Annotated in this window: 16 protein-coding genes; 3 read left to right on the top strand and 13 right to left on the bottom strand. The window is 36.6% G+C overall.

What is annotated here, in order from left to right; translation table 11 throughout:
* Positions 1–67 precede the first annotated feature (67 nt).
* A complete protein-coding gene (gene ruvB, locus K348_RS0105385) occupies positions 68–1,090 on the top strand; it encodes a Holliday junction branch migration DNA helicase RuvB (RefSeq protein WP_029903713.1) in 1,023 nt (340 codons plus the stop codon).
* Between the two features lie 19 nt (positions 1,091–1,109).
* On the top strand, positions 1,110–2,360 hold the full coding sequence (locus K348_RS0105380) for an FtsX-like permease family protein (protein WP_029903710.1): 1,251 nt from the start codon (positions 1,110–1,112) through the stop codon (positions 2,358–2,360).
* 57 nt (positions 2,361–2,417) lie between these two features.
* Here the strand turns inward: K348_RS0105380 and K348_RS0105375 are convergent, their stop codons facing one another.
* The 5 genes from K348_RS0105375 to K348_RS0105355 form a co-directional block, all read right to left on the bottom strand.
* Complete coding sequence (locus tag K348_RS0105375; RefSeq protein ID WP_029903708.1) at positions 2,418–4,958, bottom strand: adenosylcobalamin-dependent ribonucleoside-diphosphate reductase; 2,541 nt, start codon at positions 4,956–4,958, stop codon at positions 2,418–2,420.
* Positions 4,959–5,296: 338 nt separating this feature from the next.
* The gene (locus tag K348_RS0105370) at positions 5,297–6,052 is read right to left on the bottom strand and encodes a zinc ribbon domain-containing protein (protein WP_029903706.1); all 756 of its coding nucleotides are present in this window, start codon (positions 6,050–6,052) and stop codon (positions 5,297–5,299) included.
* 190 nt (positions 6,053–6,242) lie between these two features.
* Positions 6,243–7,337 carry a Nif3-like dinuclear metal center hexameric protein gene (locus K348_RS0105365; RefSeq protein ID WP_029903704.1) on the bottom strand — a complete coding sequence of 365 codons (1,095 nt, stop codon included), beginning with the start codon at positions 7,335–7,337 and terminating at the stop codon, positions 6,243–6,245.
* Between the two features lie 95 nt (positions 7,338–7,432).
* Positions 7,433–8,578 (bottom strand): molecular chaperone DnaJ, encoded by a 1,146-nt coding sequence (gene dnaJ / locus K348_RS0105360; RefSeq protein WP_029903703.1) that lies wholly within the window; start codon positions 8,576–8,578, stop codon positions 7,433–7,435.
* Positions 8,579–8,593: 15 nt separating this feature from the next.
* On the bottom strand, positions 8,594–9,148 hold the full coding sequence (locus tag K348_RS0105355) for a nucleotide exchange factor GrpE (RefSeq protein WP_029903702.1): 555 nt from the start codon (positions 9,146–9,148) through the stop codon (positions 8,594–8,596).
* A 563-nt stretch (positions 9,149–9,711) separates the two neighbouring features.
* On the opposite strand from K348_RS0105355, the gene K348_RS0105350 reads away from it, so the two are divergent.
* Positions 9,712–11,541, top strand: coding sequence for an SLC13 family permease (locus tag K348_RS0105350; RefSeq protein ID WP_029903700.1), 1,830 nt, complete (start codon positions 9,712–9,714; stop codon positions 11,539–11,541).
* A 16-nt stretch (positions 11,542–11,557) separates the two neighbouring features.
* Here the strand turns inward: K348_RS0105350 and K348_RS0105345 are convergent, their stop codons facing one another.
* From K348_RS0105345 to K348_RS18370, 8 genes are all read right to left on the bottom strand, one after another.
* The gene (locus K348_RS0105345; RefSeq protein ID WP_029903699.1) at positions 11,558–12,037 is read right to left on the bottom strand and encodes a GAF domain-containing protein; all 480 of its coding nucleotides are present in this window, start codon (positions 12,035–12,037) and stop codon (positions 11,558–11,560) included.
* Between the two features lie 3 nt (positions 12,038–12,040).
* Positions 12,041–12,958, bottom strand: a complete 918-nt coding sequence (locus K348_RS0105340; protein WP_036930243.1) for a hypothetical protein — start codon at positions 12,956–12,958, stop codon at positions 12,041–12,043.
* Between the two features lie 102 nt (positions 12,959–13,060).
* Positions 13,061–14,521: an FAD-dependent oxidoreductase gene (locus tag K348_RS0105335; RefSeq protein ID WP_029903696.1), complete on the bottom strand. Its 1,461-nt coding sequence runs from the start codon at positions 14,519–14,521 to the stop codon at positions 13,061–13,063.
* A gap of 11 nt (positions 14,522–14,532) precedes the next feature.
* A complete protein-coding gene (locus tag K348_RS0105330) occupies positions 14,533–15,699 on the bottom strand; it encodes a hypothetical protein (protein ID WP_029903695.1) in 1,167 nt (388 codons plus the stop codon).
* A 10-nt stretch (positions 15,700–15,709) separates the two neighbouring features.
* Positions 15,710–16,327 carry an acyltransferase gene (locus tag K348_RS19535; RefSeq protein WP_029903693.1) on the bottom strand — a complete coding sequence of 206 codons (618 nt, stop codon included), beginning with the start codon at positions 16,325–16,327 and terminating at the stop codon, positions 15,710–15,712.
* A 34-nt stretch (positions 16,328–16,361) separates the two neighbouring features.
* Positions 16,362–17,342 carry a glycosyltransferase gene (locus K348_RS0105320; RefSeq protein ID WP_051697642.1) on the bottom strand — a complete coding sequence of 327 codons (981 nt, stop codon included), beginning with the start codon at positions 17,340–17,342 and terminating at the stop codon, positions 16,362–16,364.
* A 20-nt stretch (positions 17,343–17,362) separates the two neighbouring features.
* Complete coding sequence (locus K348_RS0105315; RefSeq protein WP_029903689.1) at positions 17,363–18,487, bottom strand: EpsG family protein; 1,125 nt, start codon at positions 18,485–18,487, stop codon at positions 17,363–17,365.
* Positions 18,488–18,534: 47 nt separating this feature from the next.
* On the bottom strand, positions 18,535–19,292 hold a 758-nt coding region (locus tag K348_RS18370; RefSeq protein WP_197027632.1), incomplete at its 5' end, for a Coenzyme F420 hydrogenase/dehydrogenase, beta subunit C-terminal domain.

The following is a 19,292-nucleotide window of genomic DNA, read 5'->3' as shown; positions in this document are numbered from 1 at the left end:
CGACAACAGTAATTAGTGTTGAAAGTGTGTAAATTAAATATATTGATGTAAATTTGCATCCATACTTATGGAAGAAACATTCGACATACACAAGGGTAATATCAACGACAGCGAAAAGGAATTTGAAAACGCCTTACGCCCCCTCACGTTCAACAGCTTCAGCGGGCAGAGCAAAGTGGTAGAAAATCTGCAGGTTTTTGTTACGGCTGCTAAAATGCGGGGAGAATCATTGGACCATACGCTGCTGCATGGCCCTCCGGGACTTGGGAAAACTACATTATCAAATATTATTGCCAATGAATTAGGTGTCGGCTTCAAGATAACTTCCGGCCCTGTATTGGATAAGCCGGGTGACTTAGCCGGACTATTAACTTCACTCGAGCCGAATGATGTATTATTTATAGATGAAATACATCGTCTGTCACCTGTTGTCGAAGAGTATCTTTATAGTGCAATGGAAGACTATCGTATCGACATTATGATAGATAAAGGCCCCAGCGCACGTTCAATTCAGATCGACCTCAATCCGTTTACGCTGATAGGTGCTACTACCCGTAGTGGATTGCTGACCAGCCCATTAAGGGCACGTTTCGGCATCAACATGCATCTCGAATATTACGATATAGAAACACTTACCAATATTATTCTTCGTTCGGCCAATATATTAGATGTACCTACTTCACGGGAGGCAGCCGTAGAAATTGCTTCGCGAAGCAGGGGAACACCGCGTATAGCTAATGCGCTGTTGCGTCGTGTACGCGACTTTGCGCAAGTAAAAGGATCGGGTAAAATAGATAAGGACATTGCTGCCTATTCGCTCGAAGCACTGAATATAGACAAATACGGACTGGACGAGATCGATAATAAAATATTGCTTATCCTTATCGATAAATTCAAGGGTGGCCCGGTAGGAATCTCTACTATAGCCACAGCTTTAGGCGAAGATGGCGGCACTATCGAAGAAGTATATGAACCTTTCCTTATCAAAGAAGGTTTTATGAAACGGACGCCACGCGGACGAGAAGCCACAGATTTGGCTTATAAGCATCTGGGCAGGAAAAGGCAAAGTGAACAGGGATTTTTATTTTAAACATACATAATAAACTGATTTGAATTTCGAGTTATTCATAGCCAAACGCATCCATTTCGGTGGAGATAAAGGAGAAAAGCGTGCCTCTTCTCCTGCTATAAAGATAGCTATTGCCGGAGTGGCAATCGGCCTCGCTTCTATGATACTCGCCCTGTCTATAGTCATCGGTTTCAAAACAGAGGTCAGAAATAAGGTTGTGGGCTTCGGATCACATATCCAGATTACTAATCTGAGCAATAATAACACTTACGAAACACTTCCTATATGTGTAAATTCCGAACTGATAAACCAACTAGAAAATACGGAAGGAATAAAGCACGTCGAAACATTCGCTACCAAACCCGGAATTATTAAAACTGACAGCTCATTTCAGGGCATTGTACTGAAAGGTGTAGGAACGGGCTATGACTGGGATTTCTTTAAAAAAAATATGGTCGACGGAAATATTATCAATCCGGAAGATACTACACATGCTAATCAGGCTATACTTTCCAAAAATATTGCAAATAAGCTTAACCTGAAAACGGGAGACGACTTCCTGTGTTATTTCATTTCCAGTGAAAATGTCAGATTCCGTAAATTCTATATATCAGGTATTTACAGTACCAATTTCGAGGATTATGACAAACTATTTGTTGTAACTGAAATCGACCTTATTAAAAAACTGAATAATTGGGATGAGGATGAGGTGAGCGGCATCGAATTGCTTGTAAAGGACTACGGTAAGCTTGACGGTATAAAAGACAACGTATTTGTGGAAATGATGACTTATCGCGACCGCAAAGACAATACATTCCTTACCCGCTCGGTAAAGGAAATGAATCCGATGATATTCAGCTGGCTCGACTTATTGGATATGAATGTAGTGGTCATTATCATCCTCATGTTTTCTATCTCAGTTTTTACGATGGTGTCAGGACTGCTAATCATTATACTTGAACGCACTAATATGATAGGAATACTGAAAACACTCGGCGCCCATAATTACAGCATACGAAAAACTTTCCTGTATATAGCTTCATTCCTGATTGTAAAGGGGATGGTTTGGGGGAATATCATTGCTCTAGCTATTCTCATTTTACAAAAGAATTTCGGCTTTGTTAAACTCGATCCAGAGACATACTATGTATCGGAAATGCCTGTCGATATCAATATACTCCATATATTACTGATAAACATAGGAACGCTTATACTTTCCGTACTGGCGATGATCGGTCCTTCTTATCTGATTGCTAAAATATATCCTGCAAAATCGCTGCGGTTCGAATAAAAAAACACCCCATCCATTTCTGAACGAGGCGCATTCACTATATAACTAAAAGATTAATTATCCGCACTTGGATGCACCGCAATTGGTACATTTCATACATCCTTCCTGATAAACAAGCGTCTCCAGTCCGCACACAGGGCATTTCTGACCTTTGGCTTCCGTATCGCTCGGCAGGTATTTTTTCAGGGCACGCTCAACACCGTTTTTCCAAGTATTGATTGTTTCGCTATTCAGTTCCAATCCCTGAACGAGTTTTACCACCTGATCGATAGGCATACCATAGCGAAGTACTCCTGAAATAAGTTTGGCATAGTTCCAGAACTCAGGATTAAATTTGCCGTTCAAGCCCTCGATAGTGGTTTTATATCCTCTCTTATTCTTAAACTGGAAGTCGTAAGAACGTTGTCCTTCGTCATTCAGCGTTTTAATAATAACACCATGATTTACATTCTTCGGCAGCATCAGGCCTTCGTCATCATCCGACAAACCGGTGAATACTTCATAAGGGCGACCGTTATGCAAACCGATAAATGCAATCCATTTTTCCTTATTATTCTGAAATTTGATAACATCTGCAACCAGTTCGCGAGGACGCTCCTGTAAAATCTCAGGACGTTCGTAGCAATCTTCGCAGTTTTCCTCTTTTTTATCGTCTGCAGCCACAAGCACTCCCGCACGTGAGCCGTCGCGGTATACGGTACAACCTTTACATCCGCTTCTCCATGCTTCGATATAAAGATCATTCACCAGTTCTTCCGAAACATCGGACGGAAGATTGATCGTTACACTGATAGAATGGTCTACCCACTTCTGGATACGTCCCTGCATCTTCACTTTTTGCAACCAATCCACATCGTTAGATGTAGCTTTATAATATGGAGATTCGGCTACCATAGCCTCTACTTCTTCGTTTGTATATTTTTTTGAAGTAGGATATCCTTTGCTTTCCATCCATGTCACAAACTTATGGTGGAATACAATGTACTCTTCCCATGAATCACCGTTTTCGTCAACAAAATCGACGCGTACTTCTTTGTCATTAGGGTTAACCTTGCGACGGCGTTTGTATACAGGCAGGAATACAGGTTCGATACCCGATGTGGATTGTGTCATCAAGCTTGTAGTTCCTGTAGGAGCCACTGTCAAACAGGCGATATTACGGCGTCCGTACTGCTTCATATCTTTAAGTAACTGCGGGTCTTCTTCTGCAAGACGATTAATGAAAGGATTATTTTTCTCACGATCATAATCGAAGATTTCAAATGCACCGCGCTCTTTTGCCATCTCTACCGAAGAACGATATGCTGCCAATGCCAGTTCACGATGTACCTTTTCTGCAAAGTCTGTTGCAGCCTCAGTACCATAGCGCAAGCCCATAGCTGCTATCATATCTCCTTCTGCTGTAATACCTACACCTGTACGGCGTCCTTGTAGTGTTTTTTTACGGATTTTTTCCCACAAATGTTTTTCCGGCCCTCTTACCTCATCAGTTTCTGGATCTGAACCGATTTTATCCAGAATCATTTCGATCTTTTCTGTTTCCAGATCGATAATATCATCCATGATGCGTTGAGCCAGTCCGACATGCTTTTTAAACAGTTCGAAGTCAAAATAGGCATCTTCTTTAAACGGATTCACTACATACGAATAAAGATTGATCGCCAGCAAGCGGCAACTATCGTACGGACACAAAGGTATTTCACCACATGGGTTAGTAGAGATAGTCTTGAACCCAAGGTCGGCATAACAATCAGGCACAGATTCTTTAATTATCGTATCCCAGAAAAGGACTCCCGGCTCGGCTGATTTCCATGCATTATGAACTATCTTTTTCCAAAGCTCAGTAGCTTGTATATCTTTTACCGTAGTCGGATTTGCCGAATCGATCGGATATTGTTGTGCATATTCGGTTTTATCGACCACAGCCTGCATAAAAGCATCGTCGATTCGTACAGATACATTTGCACCCGTCACTTTTCCTTCGACCATTTTAGCATCAATAAACGATTCCGAGTCAGGGTGCTTTACCGATACGCTCAACATCAAAGCACCGCGACGTCCGTCCTGCGCAACTTCGCGTGTCGAATTCGAATATCTTTCCATAAACGGAACCAGCCCTGTAGATGTCAGAGCGGAATTCTTTACAGGTGAACCTTTAGGGCGGATATGTGAAAGGTCGTGTCCTACCCCACCCCGGCGTTTCATCAGCTGAACCTGTTCTTCATCAATACGGATAATCGCCCCGTAAGAATCAGATGGGCCGTCCAGACCAATCACAAAACAGTTTGATAAAGATGCAATCTGATGATTATTTCCTATGCCCGTCATCGGACTACCCTGCGGCACGATATATTTGAAGTGGTCGAAAAGGTCATACAATTCCTTACTTGTCAGACCGTTTTCATATTTGGCTTCGATTCGTCCTATCTCGTTAGCCAGTCGCCAATGCATGTCTTCAGGCGATTGTTCATATATATTTCCTGCTGCATCTTTCAATGCGTATTTATTTACCCATACTTTAGCAGCTAGTTCATCGCCATTAAAGTAATCCAATGCGGCGTTATACGCCTCATCAAAAGTGTAAACCTTTTGTGTCATTTGTATGTTTTTTAATTATTTTTTGTATATATTTTAAGGACGGAAGCCTGCGATATAATTTACTTTACAATATTACTCAAATAAGAAAGATGAAGCAAATTTTACAACAATATTTTTTGAACAAAAATAGAAGTTTTCCAGAAATAATTTCAACAATCTGATAATAAACAATTTAAAAATATCAAAATCGATAAAAGTTTTCCTTTTTGAAATTCTAATTAAACTACAACAACAATTTGATAAATCAAAAGTTCGCTATAATATAATAAAAAAATCGGAAAAGTTCAACCAACCTTTCCGATTCTTTTTTTAATTATTTTTTATTATATAAACTGATATTACTCAGCTAATCCAATCAGTTCAGGATCAATCATAATACGCCCGCAGTATTCGCAAACGATAATTTTCTTACCTATTTTAATATCCATTTGCTTCTGAGGCGGTATTTTATTAAAGCACCCACCACAAGCACCACGCTCGATACAAACGACAGCCAAACCGTTGCGTGCACTTTTACGTATACGCTTGAATGCAGTCAATAAACGAGGCTCTACTTCCGATTCTATTTCTTTCACATCTTCGCGAAGCTGCTCTTCCTGCTGCTTGGTTTCCGATACGATATTATCGAGCTCTTCTTTCTTCTGAGCAAGATCGGCAGAACGTTCACTGAGGAAAGTTTTACTTTTTTCAACTTGTTCTGTCAGATTTTTAGAATCCTGTGTAAATTCTCGCACTTTCTTCTCTGATAATTCAATCTCCAGTGTTTCAAATTCGATTTCTTTACTCAAATGATCGAATTCACGGTTATTGCGTACATTGTCGAGCTGCTCTTTATATTTCTCGATTTTCAGTGTACTGTCTTTTGCTTTTTGTTTTTGAAAAGCAACTGCAGTATCGGCCTCTTTCAGTTCAGCCTCGTATTTCTTAATACGAGTTTCCAGTCCGATAATTTCATCTTCAAGGTCTGCTACTTCCAGTGGCAATTCACCACGGAGTATCTTTATGTTGTCTATTTCCGACAACTTTTGCTGTAGGGAGAAAAGCGTTTTTAGCTTTTCCTCTACTGTTACTTCTTTCTCTTGTTTCTTAGCCATTTTTTGTTGTTAGATATGTTTATTAGTCAAATATTTACTTTAAAATAAGCTATAAGTTTTATTATCTTATAGTTCCGAATATTTCTCCACAATTATAAATAGATTATTATAAAAAAATGCAGTAATCCGACAGATAATACCGTCTTCTTACTACATCATTCATAAAAAGCAGGAGTATATCACCGCTTATTTACAAATAGTTTACCGGATTTACATCAAATCCAGACATATAGACCGTAAAGTTAGGATATTTTTTTGAAATAATATCGAAAAAAATATTCTTTGTGAAAATTTCAGATTCGTAATGACCTACAGTAGCCAAAAGTATCTTATCTTCCACATCGTAATAGTCGTTATATTTTGCCTCTCCGGTTATAAATACATCGGCACTGTAAGAGATAGCTTTCGGTATCAGAAATGCCCCGCCACCGCTGCATATAGCTACATCACGCACCGGTTTGCCGCGGAGTGCGGAATGTAGTATTGTTTTCAGATGGAATGTATCTTTCAATAAATAAAGGAAGTCCTCTTCGTCCGATTCTTCCGGCAATGTACCTACAATACCGCTTCCGGCCTGCGCCCATGTGTTTTCCAATACATAAAAATCATATGCAGGTTCTTCATACGGGTGAACTGCAATCAGTGAGCGCTGTACATCCGCCTGTTTATAAGTAGGTAATATCATCTCTATTCTTACTTCCGGCTCTGTATGCAATTCTCCAATATCACCTGTAAATGGATTGGCTTCTTCGCCCGCACGGAACGTTCCTTCACCCGATACATTATAGCTGCACGAATCATAATTACCGATATTACCTGCCCCGGCATTAAACAATGTATTACGGACAAGTTCGGCATGAGAATGAGGGACAAATGTCACCAGCTTAAGAAGCTTACCTCTCTGAGGCTCGAGTATCCGCACATGCTGGAGATTAAGCATTTCAGCCAGATAGTAATTAATACCCTGATATGCATTGTCGAGATTGGTATGTGCCGCATACACTACGATATCGTGCTTGCACGCCTTCATCATGCAACGTTCTACATAATTCTTCCCTGTAAGTGATTTAAATGCACGAAAAGCCAGCGGATGATGTGAAATAATAAGATTGCATCCCAAAGCTACGGCTTCATCCATTACGGCCTCCGTAACATCGATACATACAACTGCACCTTTTGCTTCCTGATTGATATCACCGACCTGTACGCCACTATTGTCATAACTCTCTTGCAGTGGTACAGGGGCAAGCTGTTCTATAGCATGTAGGATTTCCTTTATTTTCATGGCTGCCGATATTTTAATAAAACCAAAGTTATAGTTTTACAGCATATTATCAACAAAAAGAGCAGTCATTTATTGACTACTCTTTTATTTTTTTATCAATCGAACATTTTCCTGAAATGACTGAATATTTTTTCTTTTACCGATTTGCTCGGCTGGAAATTCGGCGAATTCTCCAATCCTCCGAGCGTAGCCTTTTCACTATCGCTCAGATTTTCAGGGATGTATACACTTATATTCACCAACAAATCACCTGTGCCGTAGCGGTTTATGCTAGGCAAGCCCTTGTTTTTCAAACGAAGAACTTTACCCGGCTGAGTACCCGGTTCGATGTTTACCTTTACTTTCCCGTCAATTGTTGGCACTACGACATTGCCGCCTAAAGCTGCTGTAGATACAGATAGCAATAAGTTATAAACCACATCGTTATCATCCCTAAACAATTCCGGATGCTGTTCTTCCTCTACAAGTATGAGCAAGTCTCCGTTAACTCCTCCATGGCGAGCCGCGTTACCTTTGCCACTCATAGAAAGTTGCATTCCTTCTGCAACACCGGCAGGAATATTAATAGCAATTACTTCTTCTTCACGGACGATACCTTCACCTGCACAATAAGAACATTTTTTAGTTATGGTCTTTCCTTCGCCGTTACAGGTTGGACAGGTAGTCTGTGTCTGCATCTGCCCGAGTATGGTATTCATTACACGGGTAACGACTCCTGAGCCCTTACAGGTAGAACAGGTTTCGTAGGCAGTGCCTCCGTCGGCTCCCGTGCCTTTACAATGAGAGCAGGAAACAAATTTGTTTACCTTTATTTTCTTTTCTACACCTGATGCAATATCCTTTAATGTGAGCTTAACTTTAACCCTCAAATCGGAACCTCTGTTCTGACGCGGTCCTCTTTGCCCGCCAAATCCGCCGAAACCACCACCGAAGTGTCCGCCAAAGATATCACCGAACTGCGAAAATATATCGTCCATTGAAAACCCGCCCGAATGCCCGCCAAATCCGCCGGGAGCAGCATGTCCGTATCTGTCGTATCTTGCGCGCTTCTGCTCGTCGCTTAATATTTCATATGCTTCCGCCGCTTCTTTAAATTTCTCCTCGGCTTCGGTATCGCCCGGGTTTTTATCAGGGTGATATTGAATAGCTTTCTTGCGATATGCTTTCTTTATTTCTTCGAAAGTCGCTGTTTTAGTAACTTCCAGTACTTCGTAGTAGTCTCTCTTAGTTGTGGTTGCCATTAATTTCTCCTGTTTTTACTTTGCAACAATTACTTTCGGGTATCGGATAACCTTGTCATTTAAGGTATATCCTTTCTGCACACTATCTACAATCTTATCTTTGTCTTCTTCCGATTGAGCAGGAATAGTAGTCAAAGCTTCATGCTTATCGGTATCGAAAGGATGACCGATAGTTTCTATTTCCTTTACGCCGTTTTTGGTAAGAAAATTCAAAAATTTAGTGTAAATAAGGTCTATACCTTCTTTTACTGCATCTACATCTTCACTCTTTGACACATTTTCCAATGCACGTTCAAAATCATCTACTACAGATATGACATCGACTAAAACCCTTTCACTACCCGACCTCAACAGTTCGGCTTTTTCCTTCAATGTACGTTTGCGGTAATTGTCAAATTCGGCATTCAGCCGCAAATATGAATTATTCAGTTCGTTATATTTAGCTTCCCAATCAGTCACATTGTCATCTACCGGAATTTCTTCATTTTTTTCGGACTGATGATTTGTCAGGTTATCTACAGGGTCTTCCTGAGTATTTTCAAGCTCTTTGTCTGCAAAATCTTCTTTCATATCTTAGTATCTATTTTATTTATAATAAATTACAAAATAAAATCATGCAAATCAGTATTATATGATCTACCATTTTATTTGTATCCTTTTTTTATACAACAAAAGGCTTGCCAAAGTTATAAGAAATAAAACAATTTCGTTTAGCATCCACCTATTTAAGATGAAATAAGAATGCCTCCGGCCAAAAAAATACAAATCATGGACCGAAGGCATAAAAGAATATATTTGCAATAGAAAAATCTAAAAATATTCAATACTATAATTGAATATTAGTATTTAAGGTTAACGTTTTCTTATATGCAAAAATATACAATCAAAAAGCTTTTATTATTATAGAAAATGATACAAAGTATTCAATTATTGATTTTTATATGCATAATTTGTTATTTCATGAATAATTTAACTATAGTGAAAAAAAGTAAACAATTCTTATCTTTCCGGTGTTCTTATTTAAAAGCATTCGCTTCCCACAACAGTATTTACTTATCTTTGTATATATTGTTCATATAAACAAACTGCTAATATATTTTTCATATATGGAACTTTCATCCTTACTATCTCCTATCAATATTACTCTGGCAATATTAGTGATAGCATCCATCTTCTTTATGAGGGGAAAAGTCCGCTCTGATCTGGTTGCCGTATGTGCCTTGCTGGCACTAGTTCTTTTCGGGATACTGGACACATCGGAAGCTTTGGCCGGATTTTCTAATCCTGTGGTAATAATGATGATCGGTCTCTTTGTTGTAGGTGCCGGAATTTTCCGAACCGGATTAGCTAAAGTGATAAGCAGTAAAATATTGCAAACAGCGGGGAGTAATGAAAATAAACTATTTGTATTAGTGATGCTCGTAACGGCTTGTATTGGTGCATTTGTTAGTAACACGGGTACAGTAGCTGTTATGATGCCGATCATTGTAAGTATGGCCACCAGTGCAAATATCAGTCCCCGCAGATATCTGATGCCACTAGCCTTTGCCAGTAGTATGGGGATGTTCACACTGATCAGTACACCGCCCAATCTGGTGATTAATAATACATTGATTGATGCCGGATATAAGGCGCTATCATTTTTCTCTTTTGCTCCTATAGGATTTGTGGCATTATCTGTAGGTGTGGTTGTACTTTTCTTTTTAAGCAAAATGCTTATTTCGAAGAATGATGCTTCTTCTACAAAGAAAAAACAGGGTAAATCACTGGTAGAACTGGCTCAGGAATACCAGCTACAGCAGCAATCTTTCCGCATTGAAGTACGTAAATCATCGCCGCTGTTGGACAAGACTTTAGCCGAGTTGAAGATTGCAACGAATTACAATGTGAGTATAAGCAAAATAGTACGTAAGACAGGTAACTCGAGATTCAGGAAAAACCTGATAGAAGAAGTGGCAGGTCCAAAATCGACTATCCAAAAAGACGATATATTATATTGTCACGGAAATATTGAAGATATAGAGCGTTTTGTGAATGAAAACAACTTGTATTTTGAAAGGGTAAATGATAAAGAACCTTTTTCCGATTTTCAGGATTCGGGTATTGCCGAAATATTTGTCATGCCAAATTCCAAACTTATAAACCGAACTATTACCGACATTCAGTTCAGAGAAGAATATAACGTAAATGTATTGGGTATTCAACGGCAAAATGAATATTACATGCATGATATAACAAATACAAAGCTTCATTCGGGTGATGCATTACTGATACAAGGCACATGGAAAGACCTAGCTAATCTCGACGATCGGCAGGACGACCTTGTACTGGTCGGCCAGCCACTGAAAGAAGCCGCGAAAGTAACTTTGGATCAGAAAGCCCCTATAGCAGCTATTATCATGTTGCTTATGGTAGTAGCTATGGTATTTGAAATCGTACCATCGGTTATAGCAATTCTTCTTGCTGCTGTAGCAATGGTGGTTACCGGATGTCTTCGAAATATGGAAGAGGCTTATGGGAGTATCAATTGGGAGAGTGTGGTACTTATCGGTGCCATGTTACCAATGGCAACAGCATTTCAAAATACGGGCGTCGATACTTTAATCTCAGGGGGATTAGTCAACAAACTGGGAGCCTTGGGACCGTATGCCCTGCTGGCAGGAATATACTTCTGTACTTCCTTGCTCACTATGTTTATAAGCAATACCGCTACAGCCGTACTCTTCGCCCCTATTGCGATGAAAGCTGCCATAGGCATGGGTGTGAGTCCATATCCGTTTTTATTCGCGGTAGCTGTGGCGGCAAGCATGTGTTTTGCTTCGCCTTTCTCTACGCCGCCGAATGCTTTGGTAATGAGTGCAGGACGCTATACTTTCATGGATTACGTAAAAGTGGGATTACCTCTGCAATTAATAATGGGAATTATAATGATATTAGTATTGCCGCTAATATTCCCATTCTGAAGTTAGTTGATCAATATCAGACTTCTTCCAGTAATTTAACTATCTGTTGTAAAAATAGGGCATCTGTTTCATCGAAATGATTCAGATGCTCACTGTCTATATCAAGAACAGCTACTACGTCGTCGCGATAAAAGAGCGGCACTACGATTTCAGATCGGGAAGCAGCATCACATGCTATATGCCCGGGAAATTGTTCCACATCTTCTACGATTACCGTACGTTTTTCTTTCCATGCCGTACCGCATACACCTTTGCCATATTTAATACGAGTACAAGCTATAGTTCCCTGAAAAGGGCCTAACACAAGTTCTTCTTTTTTAACAATATAGAATCCTACCCAGTAGAAACCAAAGGTTTGCTTTAGAGCAGCAGAAATATTTGCCATGTTGGCAATAGTGTCTGTTTCTCCTTCAAGTAATGCTTTTAGTTGGGGAAGGAGGGATTGGTATTTTTCTTGTTTAGAAGATGCTAGGTGTATGTCAATAGAATGAGACATATATTATCGTTTAAATCTTAATATATTTTTTATTTTATTTTTCAATCCTTCCGTCCGTTCTCTCATATATGCCTTAGAATCTCTTTTATTAGTATTTTGATCTAAAACAGCAAAAGTCGGATGAATTAGAGGAAATTCCAATCTGCCATATTGAGCATTCTGATAAACAGATCCATTTGAACAATTTGTCGCATCAACCTCTATCCCTGTATTTTTAACCAAATTAACTGCAGGTACGATACAAAGTCCATTATTAAAAAAAACAGCAATAGACCACTGAATATCCCATGTTCTTGGAATATCCATTTCTTCTAGTTCGTTTTGGTAACTGTCCCAAATATGTTCATGGATTTTTGCCTCAAAATAAGAAAATATTTTGTAGTGAACTTTTTGTTCCTTGTATAATGTCCAATTTTTCATATAAAAATCATACTTATCCCATGCTCTTTTCCATGTACCCCATCCCCAAATCTTAGGATAACGACTAAAGCTATAAGTATTTGATATTTTTATCTCTGCATTAGGATTAAAACCGTTGATTTGCATTACCTTTTCTTCATTTCTATATTTAGGAAGCAATTCTTCACAGTATGCAAAGAAATCAAGAGAAGGAGTACAATCATCTTCTATAATAATTCCATATTCCTCTTTCTCAAACATCCAGGAAATAGCTTCAGAAACGCCTCTTCCACATCCCACATTTTCTTCTCGAAACAATTGAAGAACGTCACAATCCCAATCAATCGAATTTAAAACTAAATCTCTAGTTCTTTGGCACAATTCCAAATCTTTTTCTCTGTTTGGCCTCGGTCCATCCGCAGCGATATACAATACTTCCGGAGAATATTGCTTTATCGACTGAAAAGTTTCTAATGCTAAATCAGGTCTATTAAATATAACAAATAATACAGGAACTTTCATAAAAAACAATTTGAAAATTATTTACGATAAAGATAATAGTGGCTTATAATAAAAATATTATGCAAACTTTGAGTCCATCGGTCTTCTTTAAATCCTTTTTTATTAAATATTCTTCATCTTGCTCTCCAACTTCAATACTCGAGAGTAAAATTCAGTATACTCAGAATTATCTTTTGATAGTTTACTATCTTGTAGTTTTGAAATAGAAACATCTCTAACATCATTAAGAGATTCTTCTAAACAAATCCGAATTGCATTCCCCGCAGCCCAGCCTAACTGAGCCATCAACATGTTTGTTCTGGCTGAAGCTAATGCAATCTGACTTGCACCGAAACATCTGGACGCAATAAGGATGTTATTAAATATTTTAGGTATGAGACAATCATATGGAATTCCATAAGGACGGAGATCTTCTTTATTAAAGCGTTTTAGTTCTTCGGTATCCAATCCAAAAGAAACATGAAAATCAATAATATGTGTACCTACTGCAATATATCTTTCCAAATTCTTCGAGGAGATTTTCTCAGAAAGATCATTTTGAGTCAGCATTCTGTCAGCCTCTATACGATAAGATTCACGGACTCCTAAATAAGATGCATGTTCGTCTGTATATATATAATTTTTATATGCCTTTGCCCATGCCCGGAACCGTTTATTTTCTTTAGGAAGATATTCTAAGTTAAGCTTAATAAATTTCCAATACTCAATGACTCTTTTTTTATAAATCAAGAAAGTAGGGAGAATTCCTTGCTTAATGACCGGAGGAATACCATCAGGCTTACCTGGAGTATCAAAACCGGTCATTGGATTGACCCAAAAATAACTTGGATATCCATCTCCATTTATATACGGAGGTGCGACAACTTTTTTCGTTGCATTGTCATATCTTACCGTGGTACAATTATCGTAGTCTTTTCCTTCTTTCTCTTCTTTCCCTTTTATCTTTATCCTAAAGAATAATGAAGGCTCATTTATACATTCCTTACAATGAGTGGTATCCTTAGCTGCTATCGATTCCTTATATATGGAGTATTTATCTCTACCGTAAAAATAATTATTCCCAGCTAAACGGCATAATACACCATCAGCAGAAGCATCGATAAAAAAAGTTGCAGATAAACTTTTCTTAACATTATTTTTTTTATCCAAAACGACTATAGAACGAACGTATCGACCATCTTTTTCTTTTACGGCTACTAACTCGTGGTTCAGTAAAATATCTACTTTTCCGGATAAATCGTTATAATACTTTTTTGATAATGGTTCATGTAACATTATAATCGAGTCCTCCTCATCGCCACCATCTTTCGAAAATCGGGGAGGAATCCAAGACCTTTCCAATTCTCCTTTTTTCTCATGATTGCCCAACTGGCTAAATATTTTCTCGATGTGAGGGGGTATTAATCCTTGTATCCAGGTTTCCACCCAGGCATTACAAGCTGTTCCACCCAGGCTATTTTCTTGTTCAATAACAGCTACGGAATACCCTCCTTTTTTAAGAGCATAAGCGGAACCCATCCCTCCTGAGCCTCCTCCTATAATAACTACATCATATTTTTTCATAATATAATACTTTAATGAATAAGCGTTTGAACAAAAGAATCAATGCTATGTCCAGATACAAATATTTCAGCATTTTCTCTACTGTATTCACAATCTTTGATTATAAATTCGGTAATAGAATTTGCTATATTTTCAGCTGAAACTTTAATGGAAGCTCCTAATTGATATTTTAAAATAATATCGCCTAACAGCCCCTCACCGCCTATTAAATATTTAAAATGCTTCGTTGCATGACCTAGTACTCCACTTGACATATTATTCGAAAGATAGGGCATCAGAATTAAATCGGAGGATTCATAAAAAAATTCCATTTGTCCGGAAGATACAAAAGCCGGATGATAATATATACTTACTTCAGGAAACTCTTGTTCTAAACTCTTAATTTTACTTACAATCTTATTGTTGATAATCTCACTCGAAGAGCCGATAAAAAAGAAAGACATTTTCGATTGTATTTCCGGGGACAAAAGGGCTATGGAATCTAATATCAACAATGTACCTTTTCTTTCGGATAAAGCCCCGAAATGTAAAGCTATTTTTCTCTTTTTTTTGATACCATCGATATCGAGAGGGAAATTTTCTTTCTCATAAAAAGGTATAGGATCGGGCAAATATTTATATTTATCAGTATGATAACGTTTATTTAAATAACTACATATATTAGAATCATTTAAAACAAAAAGACTCTCCGTAAATTTTCGTCGAGATATCCTGCAATACAGAAATTCATACAGTAATCTCTTTGCAAATGAATATGTTTCACAATGGGGATTAAAAGGATTAAATATGATCCCTTTAATATTACATTTATATGGATATAAAGCCAAACTCAAAAAGTATGGATTTGCCATTAATAATATAATATTCTGAATTTTATATTTCTTTACTATTTTTCTTACATCTGTCAATCTCCTATAACGATTCGATATTAAATTTTTAGGTGATTCTGTTACCGGAACTATGGTGACATTCGGTATTTGGCGATTTTGCAAGTCTAATAGCTCAATGGTCTTATTATTAATCCCTAAATATATTTCCTCTTTAACAGGAGGATTTTTGATAAAATATTTCCATAAATTATCTACATATTCCGAGTGGTGACCGCTCCACTGTGGTTCATAAATAAGTATTTTTTTTCTATATTCATATTTTCCATTACATAAAAAAGATATTTGCAATTATATGTAATCAGTTTTTTAGACTTTTAATAAATTTTGCAGGATTTCCTCCCCAAACCTCATTGTCTGGAACATCTTTGGTAACGACGGAGCATGCTCCGACAACAGAGCCTTCTCCAATGGTTACACCTTTCAATATTGTAGAATTTGCTCCAATAAAAGCATTTTGTTTTATTAATACCGGAGCCGTCATTACATTATCTTTAATCTCCGGCAAGGAAATTCTTTCCTTATAATCTAATGAATGAAAATCTGTATCATAGATTACTGTACCACCACCGATCCTTACATTATTGCCAATTTCAATTCTATTCCAACAAACTATTGCTGTTGAACTTATACCCACATTGTTATTGATAATCAACTCACCTCCTCTTCCTACAATAAAGCAACAAGGCTGCTGACGTCCAATTATATTATAAGAATAACCATTATTCATCTGAAAATTTCGTCCAATATTGACTCGACCATGTATAGAGATATCGGTTATCGGAATCCCATTAGACTTTAAGTCTTTAAACTTTACCCTATTGAGTTTAAATTTGAAATAAACAAAAATCCATTGTATTTTTTTTATATAAAAAAAAACACGTTTTAAGATCTTGTATATGTATGTAAATAAAATCATATATTTATTTGTTATAAACTAAAGATGTTTCTGCTCATATTCTTTTCAGAAATAATTTCATTTTCGAATAATACAGTGGAGAAACTGCATAGAACAACCTTAGTATTAAAAGTCTAATATTATATTTAAATGGAATAATAAATTGGGATGCCTCTTTCTTTATCTTAGCTTTGTTGTTCTTATAAAAATCTGAAAAATCTTTCGTTTTCCAATGATTATTAGCAAAATAAATTGAGCATGACAAAAGAGTAAACATTATTTCATTAAACATATTCAAGTCTTCTTTCTTTACAAAAGAAGATCGAAATGATTTTAAGGAATCATAAATTGATATAAGATCTTCTGAGTTCTTTTTTTTCCAAGAACTCATTATAGAACCTGATGATCTCACTAAATAATTGTATACAGATTCTCCCAATACCCATACATTAGATGATAAATATAACATTTTTATTCCAAATTCAGCATCTTCATGGTATATCCCTTTTTTAAAAAGCAAATTATTTTTTTGCAAGAAAGACTTTTTTATTATAAATCTTTGTGAAGCTCCGAATGGATACTCTCGGAACAAATAATCTTTTCCTTTCAAACACAATTTTTGTAGTTTCTTGCTCGTATTTTCAATACTTCTATTACCGAATTCATCAACCTTCGTCATAAAAGATGCAAAAACCTCTACATCCGGATATTTATCAATCAATCCACATACTGTTTCTAAACTATCAGATTTTATAGTGTCATCACTATCAATAAACCAGACATAATCTCCTGTAGCAATGCTCAATCCATTATTTCGAGCCATACTTAAACCCTGATTCTGTTGATTTAGAATTTTTATGTTAAAGTATTTTTTCGAAAATTCATCTATAATCACCATGCTATTATCCGGTGTTCCGTCATTTACAATAATTACTTCGTAATCATTTACAGAGTAATTTTGAAGAAAAACAGAATTAAGACAAGCCTTAATATATTTTTCTACATTATAAACAGGAATTATCAAGCTTAATTTCATTTTATTATATCGTTATTATTTTATATTCCGAAGGATTGTACATCCCATACAAACATACAATCTTGAGATCCTACCGATAAAAACGGAGATATATAAGAATACATATAATGGAAAATCAGAAACCACATTGCGCATTTAGTAATTATGGTATTCCGTTCTGTATAAGTTAAAACAAACCCTGCTACAAATATTTCAAAGAAAGAAAACCAATGGGCGATTCTAAAGATAATTTCTATATCAAAAGCCATTCTTAAAGCAATAACTGATATATAAAACAAGAAAAAAGGTATCTGGAACCGATGATTCTTATCTAGCAGCTTCGCACCCCAATAAATAAGTATAACTCTGGAAACCAATTCTCTAAATATGAATATTATAGATTGGGATACCCCTAAAGAACCTTCTTCGCTAAACCATCTTTCAGCATTCTCTATATAAGCAGAAAATTGTCCTCCGCCTCCCGAATCTAAAAACTGTAAATAAATTATATAATCTTTCCAATACTCAATTTTCCAAAAAAAGAAAACGACTAAATAGATAGCAATCAATAGATATGGAGATTTAAACGGGATTTTGATATATTTAAACAACAAAAAAAACGGAAGTAAAACCACACATGATGAATGAAACAAAAAACCAATAAATATGAAGAGAAAACACTTCCACAAACGATCTTTCATCAAAAATAAAAAGGACAGATATACAAATGAGAATCCTATGTATTGACGAATTAAATTTTCAGAATGTCCTATCGTAACAATTAAAAATATTGGCAGGAAGTAAACAGCAATCTCTCTATATTGTTTCAATAGTATAAAAAGCGACAATACAAGAATGAAACTGTAAAATACAAATACAATATAATAGGGTAAATCCAGTACATTAAAAAATTTGTTGAGAATAACAAAACCCCACTCTCGATAATCGGTATATACCTCTATATGTTCATATTGAAATTTATAATGAAGATAATCGACTCCTCGTCCATACCTTAATCCCTGAATTATAGAATAAAACAAGATAGCAATACCTGAATAGAGCCAATAATGTTCTTTCTTGCCTTTGCTTATTCCGTATCCACAACAAATGAAAGTAAATAATAAGAATAATTTTAAAATAATATATATATTAACAGATCCCCCCATTCTCTTTTATAAAATATTGACTATTGCATAATACAAACTAAATATCTTTAAAATATTCTTTTTATTCGCCGCCTGATCCCTCTCCATTTCCAATATCCCCACACAATGGCTCCCGTTAGTCTATTATGTCCAAATTCAGAAAGCGCATATTGTGCAATATTTCTTTTTTGCGGATATCCATACTTAGCAATCACTCTTTCAAAAGATTCGGTATGTAAAAAATTCCAATACGAATCAGCTTCTTCCGGTCGGGAAAATGGCATTGAGAAACTTCGTTGTCCTTTTGAAATAACCTCCACGTCTCTTTTAAAAGAAGTTAAATCCGCTTCTGTTTTCTTAAACATCGCTTCACCCTTCTGCGAATTTACTATTATTAAAGAAATACCCTTATCGGTATTTCTATCTTTTGAAGATGTGGATTTATATCCCCAAAAGTCGGCGATTGTTAAATCTCCTACTCTATTCATGTTTGTATACTGACAGTTGTAGCAACAATCCTTTAAAGAAAAATCTCTTAAAAATATTCTCATAAAAGGGTCGGCAAACCAAGTTCCAATATAGGTATCACCTGATTCGAATACGGCTTTTGCATTGAACCACATCCAACTTTTATGCTTGTCTCTAAAATTATATTCTGTTATTTTAGATTTGTAAGTATCCTCCAGCCATTTTTTGTACTTATCAAATACAAGAGGAGAAGGAACACCGTGGCATACCAGATCAATAGTATATAATCTTTCATAATCCTTTCTTAAATATTTACGCAGCCCTCCTATCTGACACGGAGTGCCAACAAATAAGACCA

The sequence above is a fragment of the Prevotella sp. 10(H) genome (genome assembly GCF_000711235.1).
In the GTDB taxonomy this organism is placed as follows: Bacteria; Bacteroidota; Bacteroidia; order Bacteroidales; family Dysgonomonadaceae; genus Dysgonomonas.
Note: the sequence above shows the minus strand (reverse complement) of the source record. Positions and strands in the feature narration are given on the sequence as shown.